Raw genomic sequence first — 5,903 nt, 5'->3', positions numbered from 1 at the left:
AAGCTCCCAGGAAGACCAGCGATGCCAGCGGCAGCGCCAACGGCACGGCCATCACCGCCAGCCCGGTGCCGATGCCCATCGCGTCGACCAGGGCGACCAGGAACGTTGCCCGCACGTAGCCGGTCAGTGCGCGGAATCCCGCGCCACCCGCCGCCCGAACCCGCTCCCGATGGTCGACGGGGAACAGCTTGGTCAGGTAGCTCCAGATGTTGCGGCCACCGTAGAGAAAGAAGATCAGCGTGAACAGCACCAGTAGGGCGGCGGTGATGATTTCGGTGATGACGGTGGCGGTCGACAGGGCGCCGCTGGTCAGTTTCTCCTGATTGTGTTGCAGTGCCTGGATCGCCGAGTTACCGGCGTGGTCGATCTGCTGTCGGCTCAGATGTAGTGGTCCTTCGATCAGCCACGTTTTGGTGGTGTCGATGCTGCGGGTGACCTCGTTGACCAAATCCGGCAGCCCGACGATGAATTGGCTGACAACGAAGGTCAAGATTCCGCCCAGGATGGCGAAGCCCGCCAAAATCACCAATGCGACAGCGCCGCCACGGGGCGCCCCGCGGCGGTCCAGCCAGTCAACGATGGGAACCAGAAGCGCGCTGAGCATCAGCGCGAGCAGTAGTGGGACGACGATGACGTCGAGTCGCTTGTCGATCCGCAGCAGCGCCACGACCGCGACCAAAATCACCAGCAGCCGCCCAGCCCAGGCTGCGGTCTTGCGGACGAGCGGTTCTACCGAGTCGGCGTAGTCGGTCGAACCCTGCGGCGGCATACCGGTCAGCCTAGGTGCGATCGCAAGCGCGGCGCAGCCGGGCGCAGCGGGTCGGACCCATCGCCTCAGTGCGATCGCAAGCGCGGCGCAGCCGAGCGCAGCGGGTTACTTGAAGGCGCTGACGCCGCCTGGAACGGCGGACGCGCCACCGGGCACCGCGTTCTGAGCGCCCGAGGCCGCCTGAGCCGCGCCACCGGTTGCCGGCGGGCCACTCAGCGCGAACTGCGGAAATCCGAGCACCTGCGGAAGGCTGATCGGCGGCGTCTGGCATCTGCTCGCCAGGCCCGCCAGCGGCTGTGCGATCGTCTGAAGATCACTGGCAGCCTTGGGGTTCGCAGTGAGATACGTCCGTAGCGAGTCGGCCGCCTGCGGGCCGGGCGGCTGCAGCAGGGCGCTCGTCATCGCCTGGTCGGTCGCCGGGTGCCCGTGGAGGTAGTCGCCGGCGGACCTGGCCACGTTGCTGATCGTGCGCGCCATTTCACTGGCGGTGCACGGGTCCGACGCGCTGACCGCCGAGGGTGCGGAAAACAGCACCGCTGCCATGGCGCCACCTATCCCGGTTGCCGTCATTGCGGCCAGCAGTCGACGGCGTACCGTCCCAGCACTCCCCGTCGTCCCAGCACTCCCCATCAGGGATCTCCTTCACAGCTTCTTGCGACCTAAGGGGCCGATGACCCCGCAGGTCATCCTGCCATCGAATCCGTCGCCGTCGCCAACTCCGCGGACAGGGTTCTCGTCACACCTGTGCGAAACCTGTATGGGAATCGGCCGTCGTTGCGGAGTCGTTGCAGCTCAGCGACTCGGAAGCCGCCTGCGCCCCGGGGTCGCTGCGGTAGGCTCGCAAACACGCAAAACTTCGCGTCGATCGCAAGCTCGGCGCGGGGCACAGGATGCGGGGAGAGAAGAAATCCAGCACTTCATGATGCGCGTGAGCAGCAGCCTGCGCAGGTTTCGCTGGCTGGTCTTCACAGGCTGGTTGCTGGCGCTGATCCCCGCCCTCTATCTGGTGCTGACCCAGTCGGGCCACCTCACCGGTGGCGGCTTCGAGGTACCGGGATCCCAGTCGCTGCGGGTGCACGACGCGCTGGAGGCGCACTACCCCGACCAGGGCACGTCACCGCTGGCGCTGGTCGCGGCCCCGCGCGCGGACGCCAGCTACGCGGACATGACCGCCGCTGCCGAGTTCCTGCAGCAGGTCGCCAAGCAGCAGCCCGACGTCGTGGTGGTACCCAATGCCGCTCAGCCGTCACCGCAACCCGACCGGCCCTACGTGGTGTCGCTGCGACTGGACGGTGCCACCAACAACAGCGCCAGCGATGCCGCCAAGAAGTTGCGGGTCAAGGTCGGAGTCCAGGGCGAACGGCCCGGTCAGATGCAGAACGGCCGCGTCCGGCTCTACGTGATCGGCCAAGGCGCGCTCAGCACCGCCGCGGCGGCCAACACCAAACACGACATCGCCAAAGCCGAACAGTGGAACCTGCCGATCATCCTGATCGTGTTGCTGGCGGTGTTCGGGTCGCTGGCGGCCGCCGCGATCCCGCTGGCGCTGGGCATCGTGACGGTCGTCATCACGATGGGCCTGGTGTATCTGCTGTCGGCCTACACAGTGATGTCGGTGTTCGTGACGTCGACGGTGTCGATGTTCGGTATCGCACTGGCCGTCGACTACTCGCTGTTCATCCTGATGCGCTTTCGCGAGGAGTTGCGCGCCGGACGCCAACCGCAGGAGGCGATCGACGCGGCGATGGCGACGTCGGGCCTGGCCGTCGCCCTGTCCGGGATGACCGTCGTGGCATCCCTGACGGGCATCTACCTGATCAACACCCCGGCGTTGACGTCGATGGCCACCGGCGCGATTCTGGCGGTGGCGGTGGCCATGCTGACGTCGACGACCATGACGCCGGCGGTGCTGACGACGTTCGGCCGGTCGGCCGCCAAACGCTCGGCGGCACTGCACTGGTCGCGCCGGCCCGAGACCACCCAGTCGCGGTTTTGGTCGCATTGGATCGGCGGGGTGATGCACCGGCCATGGGCCTCGGCGGCGGCCGCGTCGGCGGTGCTGCTGGCGATGGCGGTGCCGGCAATGTCGATGGTGTTGGGTAACAGCCTGCTTCGCCAATTCAACTCCTCCCACGAGATCCGCGCCGGGGTGTCGGCGGCCTCGGAGGCGCTGGGCCCCGGTGCGCTGGGCCCGGTGCAGGTGCTGGTGACTTTCCCCGATGGCGACGCATCGTCGGCCACCCACACTCAGACTCTGGCCGCGGTCCGCGACACGATCGCCACGTCGCCCGACATCGTCTCGGTGGCCCCGCCGGTGTTCGCCGACAACAACAGCAGCGCCATGCTGTCCGCGATGCTGTCGGTGGACCCCGAAGACCTCCGCGCCCGCCACACCGTCTCCTGGATGCGCGAGCACCTACCGGCGGCCGCCACCGCTTCGGCGCAGATCAGCGTCGGCGGGCCGACCGCGCTGATCAAGGACTTCGACGACGAGGTCTCCAGGACCCAATGGCTGGTGCTGGTCTTCGTCGCGGCGATCGCGTTCGTGATGCTGCTGCTGTCGATCCAGTCGGTGTTCCTGGCGCTCAAGGGCGTGGTGATGACGGTGCTGTCGGTGGCGGCGGCCTACGGCAGCCTGGTGGTGGTCTTCCAGTGGGGTTGGCTGGAAAAGCTCGGGTTCGCACCGATCACCTCGATCGACAGCACGGTTCCACCACTGGTGCTGGCGATGACGTTCGGGTTGTCGATGGACTACGAGATCTTCCTGCTGACCCGCATCCGGGAACGCTTCCTGCAGACCGGCAACACCCACGACGCGGTGGCCTACGGCGTGAGCACCAGTGCGCGGACCATCACCAGCGCTGCGTTGATCATGATCGCGGTGTTCATCGGCTTCGCCTTCGCCGGTATGCCACTGGTGGCCGAGATCGGGGTGGCCTGCGCGGTGGCAATCGCGGTCGACGCCACCGTGGTGCGATTGGTGATGGTGCCCGCGCTGATGGCGGTGTTCGCCGAGTGGAACTGGTGGCTACCGGCCTGGCTGGAGCGCATCCTGCCGTCTGTTGACTTCGAAAAGCCCTTGCCTGCGGTTGATCTCGGTGACGTACTGATGATCCCGGACAACATCTCGGCGCCGGTGGTGCCCAGTGCGGATCTGCGAATCGTGCTCAAGTCGGCGGCGCGGCTGAAGAACCTGGTGCCCGATGCGATCACCGTCGCCGACCCGCTGGCCTTCATCGGCTGTGAGCGCTGCAGCGAACCGGTGAAGCCCAAGAACAGCACCTACGTCGCCAACTCGGCCACCCGGCAGTTGGCCATGATCGGGACACCCAACGGCAGCAACGGCGCTGGCGGGACCGGCCACCAGTCGGCGGCCCGCAAGTTGGTCGGCACCCTGTCGCACCGCGGCAGCGCGGCCCGTTCAGCGCCCCGCGCGGTACGGCCCGTCCACCCCGTGACGCTGTGGCGGGGCCGGTTGGCGGTCGCCCTGGATGCGCTGGCAGTGCAGGCCGCAGACGACGGCGCTGAGCAACCCCGCATCGAGCGGCACAGCCCGGTGGAAACCACCCACGTGCAGCTGCCGACCGGCGACCGCCTGCAGATCCCGACCGGTGCCGAAACGCTACGGCTCAAGGGTTACCTGATCATGAGCCGCAACAGCAGCCGCGACTACGCCGACTTTGCCGAGTTGGTCGATACGATGGACGCCGACAACGCCGCAGTCGTGTTGGCGGGTATCGACAGGTATTACGCTGGGCAATCACCCCGCCGGCAATGGATCGCCAGCCAGTTGGTCCGTCGCCTCGCCGACCCACATCCGTCGGATGTTGACAACGACGGTTGGCCCGAGTCCGATGCCAAGGCAGACTGGGACGGTGTCAGGCAGCGGTGTCTGGCGGTAGCAGTGGCGATGTTGGAGGAGGCGAGGTGACGTTGGCAGCGGACCGACGCCATGGCCAGGCGCCGCACCGACCCCCGGCACGCACCCGCAACGGTGACCGGCCCGTCGAATTCTGGCCGACTTCGGCGATTCGTCAGGCGCTGGAAAGCGGCGACATCACCACCTGGAAGCAGATTGCGGTCGCGATCAAACGCGACCCGTTTGGTCGCACCGCCCGACAGGTCGAAGAAGTGCTGGAAACGTCACGGCCCTACGGCATCTCCAAGGCCCTCGCGGAAGTGCTCGACCGCGCCCGCGCACACCTGGAAGCCAACGAACGCAACGAGGTGGCCCGCCATGTCGGTGTCCTGATCGAGCGGTCAGGGCTGAAGCTGCCCGAGTTCGCGTCGCGCATCGGTGTGCCGGTCGAAGAACTCAGTTCCTACCTGGACGCGGCCACCAGTCCGTCGGCGTCGTTGATGATCCGGATGCGCCGGTTGTCGGACCGCTTCGCCAAGGCCCAGTCGCACGAATCCCCTCCGCAGCCGGCCCCCCAGCAGCGGCCGCCGCGCCGCCACTGAGCATGCCGCGGACGGAGGTCGATTATCCGTCGAGGACGTTCGGGATGAGGTTTCGGACTCGTTGGGTGTAATGGCCTACGGCTTCTTCGAATGCGGTGGCCATCCGGGCGAGGCGCTCGTGGTACGCGGTTGCCTGTTCGGCGCGGGCGATTTTCTCGGCTTCGCGCTGCACCAGGAGGTCGGGGTCGGCGGTATCGTCCACGGGCGTCCAGGTGTGGGTGTCGGTAAAGGTCCAGTCCTGGGCGATGTCGAAACCTTCCGATTCGATGCGTGCGACGAATTTCAACAGCGGATCGCGCCGGGCTCCCATGCCCTCGGCGCATTCGCCTACCACTTCGCCGAGGCCATCGACGGTGTCGATGATGACTTTGAGGGCACCCACCACGGCGGGCATCTCGCGGACGATGGTGAGGGTCATGTCCTGGTCTTCGGGGTATTGGCTGACGATCACTTGGGTACGCCGGATCAGCTCGTCGAGCACCTCGCACACGGCGACTCCGAACTGCCCGGTACTGGCTCGTCCGGCGGTGGCGCGGCGGCGCTGGACTTGGAGCATCTGCAACACCGCGACCGGACTCTTCACATCGCTCAGCCTCTCACCGCGAGTACACCCGAGCAATGGACGCCTGCCACGGTGATAGACACGCGCCGTAGGCGGCATGCCTGGCATCTA

Annotated in this window: 5 protein-coding genes; 2 read left to right on the top strand and 3 right to left on the bottom strand. The window is 67.1% G+C overall.

The window, feature by feature from the left end:
* A partial coding sequence (locus AC2VOU_RS13220; RefSeq protein ID WP_486957790.1) for an AI-2E family transporter occupies positions 1-769 on the bottom strand: 769 nt, incomplete at its 3' end.
* 105 nt (positions 770-874) lie between these two features.
* Complete coding sequence (locus AC2VOU_RS13215; protein WP_486957789.1) at positions 875-1,399, bottom strand: hemophore; 525 nt, start codon at positions 1,397-1,399, stop codon at positions 875-877.
* A gap of 289 nt (positions 1,400-1,688) precedes the next feature.
* Here AC2VOU_RS13215 and AC2VOU_RS13210 point away from each other — a divergent pair, with 289 nt between their 5' ends.
* Both AC2VOU_RS13210 and AC2VOU_RS13205 read left to right on the top strand, forming a co-directional pair.
* Positions 1,689-4,700: an MMPL family transporter gene (locus tag AC2VOU_RS13210; RefSeq protein ID WP_486957788.1), complete on the top strand. Its 3,012-nt coding sequence runs from the start codon at positions 1,689-1,691 to the stop codon at positions 4,698-4,700.
* Complete coding sequence (locus tag AC2VOU_RS13205; protein WP_486957787.1) at positions 4,697-5,230, top strand: XRE family transcriptional regulator; 534 nt, start codon at positions 4,697-4,699, stop codon at positions 5,228-5,230. The genes AC2VOU_RS13210 and AC2VOU_RS13205 overlap by 4 nt, the downstream gene beginning before the upstream one ends.
* A 22-nt stretch (positions 5,231-5,252) precedes the next feature.
* Here AC2VOU_RS13205 and AC2VOU_RS13200 read toward each other — a convergent pair whose 3' ends face one another.
* Complete coding sequence (locus AC2VOU_RS13200) at positions 5,253-5,813, bottom strand: hypothetical protein (protein WP_486957786.1); 561 nt, start codon at positions 5,811-5,813, stop codon at positions 5,253-5,255.
* Positions 5,814-5,903: the final 90 nt, after the last annotated feature.

It is taken from the genome of Mycobacterium sp. TH-M25, assembly GCF_057473665.1.
Note: the sequence above shows the minus strand (reverse complement) of the source record. Positions and strands in the feature narration are given on the sequence as shown.